The organism is Candidatus Cloacimonadota bacterium (assembly GCA_034661015.1).
Classification (GTDB): Bacteria; Cloacimonadota; Cloacimonadia; order JGIOTU-2; family JGIOTU-2; genus JAYEKN01.
Genome location: JAYEKN010000175.1, coordinates 1 through 4,519, shown reverse-complemented (window position 1 = coordinate 4,519; position 4,519 = coordinate 1). Strand labels below are relative to the sequence as shown.

The following is a 4,519-nucleotide window of genomic DNA, read 5'->3' as shown; positions in this document are numbered from 1 at the left end:
ACACTAATTATTCAAATAATTTCAAAATAACATCACACCCATCTTTTTTATCCACATAAACACTGTCCAAAAAAACAGGATTATGACCATCAGCAAAAGCCCATAATTTTAAATATCTTGTTACAGAACCGGTGTCACGAAGACAGCCTTGGACGTCAATATATTGTAAAGAATCGCCAAAAGGGAAATCAGTTTGGGGTATTTTGAATTTCCCCTCATCATCAGTGATTATGGAACATTCATAATCCTCAATTTGAGTGGAACTATCATACTCTTTGTTTAGAAATATCTCAGTATAAACCATGATAGTATCAGAAGTGAGCCCTGCAGTATAAATTCCATTTTCCACAAATTTATCAGCATCGTTTTTTCCATCCAAAGCCCAGGCATAATGTCCCATATTTAAACTTTCATTAGAAAAGCATATTTTTACAGTATTTAAACTATGATCAAGAATATATAGATCGAAAATATTCATTTCCCTGATAAAAAGCCATAAACAAGTTGTGCTAGAAAATGGGTTGGGAAAATTTTGAATACTGGTGGCTTGCGTTGGTGGAGGCGTAGGCCCGGGAGGATCTAAATGGTCAGGTGAAGTTAAACCATTATTAAAATCCTTGTACCAATATGGAATCGGATCAAAATGAAAAACAGTTAAGATCTTTGCACCCGCAATTGGTTGGTTTAAACTATCAATGACTATTCCGGAAATAGTTGAAGTTTTACTGGGCTCGGTAGAATCACTACAAGCTCCAATAAAAATGATAGTTATTATTACGAAATATAGAATATATTTTTTCATATCACCTTCTTTCAAAACGCCTACAAAATCACCAAACTATGAAAACGGGTCAAGTTTTAACAAAACGCTATGGATTCATCGCTTTCAGCGAAAATATTGTTTATCAATTTTTTACTTTTTTTTCTTCATTTTTCTTTTTTGAAAATGTCGCACCTACAGTGCTTTTTGCGATTCATTCATCGGAACATAAGGCTGACGCCTTACGCTACAAATATTTCGCACCTCTGGTGCTATTCATTATATGTGCCGACTTTTTGCATTTTTTCACCGCCGAGAACGGAGAGAACGCAAAGTTTTTTCATCTAGTATTTCTTTGTGGTCTTTTTGCTTTTGAAATATAATTCGTGAAAATTAGTCTGCCTGGGCGTCCCAGCGCGCAGACAGGTGAAATTCGTGGACATATTCTTTCTGTCCCAGATACGACAACTACAGAATTTCCCGTAGATATTTTCCTGTGTATGATTTGGAATGTTTTGCAATTGCAGACGGAGTTCCATCCGCAACAATTTTTCCACCTTCGTCTCCACCCTCGGGACCGAGATCAATCACATAATCTGCCCATTTTATCACATCGAGATTATGCTCGATTACGACAATTGTATTTCCTTTATCCACGAGCTTATTGAGTACTGAAATTAGTTTTTTTATATCATGAAAATGTAAACCCGTAGTTGGTTCATCAAGAATATAAAGAGTGTTGCCGGTACTTAATTTGCTCAATTCTTTGGCCAATTTCACTCGCTGAGCTTCACCTCCGGAAAGTGTATTGGAAGGTTGTCCCAACTTCATATAATTCAATCCCACATCGCTTAGCGTTTTTAGTTTGCGTTTGATTGGTGGTATATTTTCGAAAAAAGCCAATGCTTCTTGAACATCCATATCAAGCACTTCGTAAATATTTTTTCCCTTATATTTTACCTGAAGTGTTTCTTTATTGAATCGCTTTCCTTTGCACACTTCACATGTTACAAAAACGTCCGCAAGAAAGTGCATCTCAATTTGCTTATATCCTCTTCCCTGACAGGCTTCACACCTGCCATCGGAAACATTAAAACTAAAACGTCCTTTTGAATACCCGCGAATTTTTGCTTCTTGAGTTTGAGTGAAAATGTCCCTGATATAGTCAAAAAGTTGTGTATAAGTAGCTGGATTTGATCTTGGAGTTCTCCCGATGGGATCTTGAGTAATATTTATTATTTTATCTAATTTGTCGTAAAATAATATTTTGTCGTATTTTCCTTCTTTATGCGATCCGCGGTAAAGTTTATTTGCAATAGCTGGATATAAGGTTTGATTTACAAGCGAACTTTTTCCCGATCCGGAAACACCGGTAATACAGGTGAATAATCCGAGCGGAATTTCAACGTTAATGCCCTTTAGATTGTTTTGTCTTACATTGGATATTTTTATATAGCTACCTGTTGAGATTCGATAATTAGTTGGTTTTCCGATGGACAGTTTTTTTGATAAATATTTTCCTGTTAAAGATTTATTATCCTTCATTATTTCATCGGGAGAACCTTGTGCAACAATTTCCCCGCCATATACACCACCGAGGGGACCAAAATCCAAAATATGATCGGATTCCATTATCATCTGAGTATCATGCTCAACAACTATAACGGTATTACCCAAATTTTTTAAATCTTTCAGCATATTGATCAATCGCAAATTGTCCCGTTGGTGTAATCCGATAGTGGGTTCGTCAAGGACATACATCACGCCCACAAGCCCGCTTCCAATCTGGCTCGCCAATCGAATCCTCTCGGTTTCACCGCCGGAAAGTGTGGGAGCTTTTCGATTCAAAGAAAGATAATGAAGTCCCACATTCATCATAAAATTCAAACGATTTTTAATTTCCTTGACCAACTCATCTGCAATGAGCAACTGATTTCCCGTTAATTTCAATTCATTTATAAATTTGATTAGTTCCCCGATGGATATATTGCAAAGATCCGTTATAGTTTTACCATTGATCTTCACGTTTCTGCTTTCTATTCGTAATTTTGTTCCATTGCAAACATAACAATTCTGATCGCTGTAATAGTGTAAATAATTTTTCCGCATATACTCGGATTTAGTTTCTTTTAGTCTTCTTTTGATTGTTGGAATCAATCCCTCAAAAGGAGTCATAAAATGGCCGGAACCGGAATCTCCGTCCCAATCAATTCTGAATTTTTTCCCTCTTGATCCGTAAAGAATGACGTTTTGGGCTTCATCCGATAAACTTTGCCAGGGAGCTGATAAAGAAAAATTCCACTCTTCGGCGAGTTGCAATAAAATTCTATAACGCCACGAGCGTTTTTTATTTCCCATTATTCCCCAATGCACAACTGCTCCACCTTCAATTGACTTTGATTTGTCGGGAATAAGCTTGTTTTCATCAATTTCGAGTCGTGTTCCAAGCCCATTGCATGCTTTACACATACCCATTGGATTATTGAATGAGAACATTTGCGGAGTCAGTTTTGGATAACTGATATTACAATTCGGACAGGAATTTTGAAGAGAAAATATCAACTGTTCACTCCTATCTTCAGAATTTTCGTTAGGGTTTTTGATGAAATCTATCATAACCACACCCTCTGCTAATTTCAGAGCAGTTTCCAGCGAATCATTCATTCGGCTGCGAATATCTTTTTTAATAACCAATCTGTCCACAATAGCTTCTATATTATGCTTACTTTTTTTATCAAGAATAATCTCCTCATTTATATCGTGAGTTATTCCATTCACACGGACACGAACAAAACCCTCTCGTCGTATTTTTTCGAAAATGTCTTTGTGTTCACCTTTTCTTTGGCGAACCAAAGGAGCGAGTATTTGAATTTTTGTTTTTTCCGGCATACTCATTATGTGATCAATAATTTGATCGCTGGTTTGCGAACTGACCGGTTTTCCGCATTTATAGCAATATTGCACACCAACTCGGGCAAAAAGCACCCGCAAGTAATCATGAATTTCCGTAACAGTTCCAACCGTGGAACGGGGATTGTGGCTGGAGGCTTTCTGTTCTATGGAAACAGCCGGGGAAAGCCCTTCCACATAATCAACATTTGGTTTCTCCATTTGTCCGAGAAATTGCCTTGCATAAGAGGACAAAGATTCCATATACCTTCTTTGCCCTTCTGCATAAAGAGTGTCGAAGGCTAATGAAGATTTCCCTGATCCACTAACTCCGGTGAACACAATTAGCTTATTTCGAGGAATAGTTACATCAATGTTTTTCAGGTTGTGCTCGTGAGCACCTTTAATTTTGATTTCGTTTTTCATATTTGCTACTGTAGGTTGATTGGTGTTTACAATATTCTTTTTTATTCAAATCTTTGGAAATTGTTGTCAAGGTTTCGGGATTGAGGGTTTTGGGTTGATTGTGGGGATAGTCCACAAAAATAACTAATTTATACAAAATTGGATAATGTTAAGCCATCCCGATGGTTTCCAAAGAAACTAAATATTTCAATTCGAATCAGAATATTTCACTTATGACGAAGAGATAGACTATGAAGCAGTATTTGTGGAATTCCCGGAAAGAAACATTCCGGAAGAAGTGGCTGTGGTGGTTGAGGGAGAATGCGCGGAATATATTTCTACAAGATTCAAGCTTCCGATAAAACAATAACCACCAAGACATTGATGTTGAAATAGAATAAGTAAATTTGATCAAAAAAGACTTGAGTCGAAGCCACTCTTTTCGGATTTGACTCGAGGATTTTT

Annotated in this window: 2 protein-coding genes; both read right to left on the bottom strand. The window is 36.9% G+C overall.

Annotated elements, in window-relative coordinates; genetic code table 11:
- Positions 1-7: 7 nt before the first annotated feature.
- On the bottom strand, positions 8-802 hold the full coding sequence (locus U9P79_06700) for a hypothetical protein (GenBank protein MEA2104311.1): 795 nt from the start codon (positions 800-802) through the stop codon (positions 8-10).
- Positions 803-1,228: 426 nt separating this feature from the next.
- Positions 1,229-4,075: an excinuclease ABC subunit UvrA gene (gene uvrA / locus U9P79_06695; protein ID MEA2104310.1), complete on the bottom strand. Its 2,847-nt coding sequence runs from the start codon at positions 4,073-4,075 to the stop codon at positions 1,229-1,231.
- Positions 4,076-4,519: the final 444 nt, after the last annotated feature.

Coding starts and splice junctions, on each gene's coding strand:
- uvrA (MEA2104310.1), bottom strand. CDS start 4,075: ATGAAAAACGAAATCAAAATTAAAGGTGCTCACGAGCACAACCTGAAA.
- U9P79_06700 (MEA2104311.1), bottom strand. CDS start 802: ATGAAAAAATATATTCTATATTTCGTAATAATAACTATCATTTTTATT.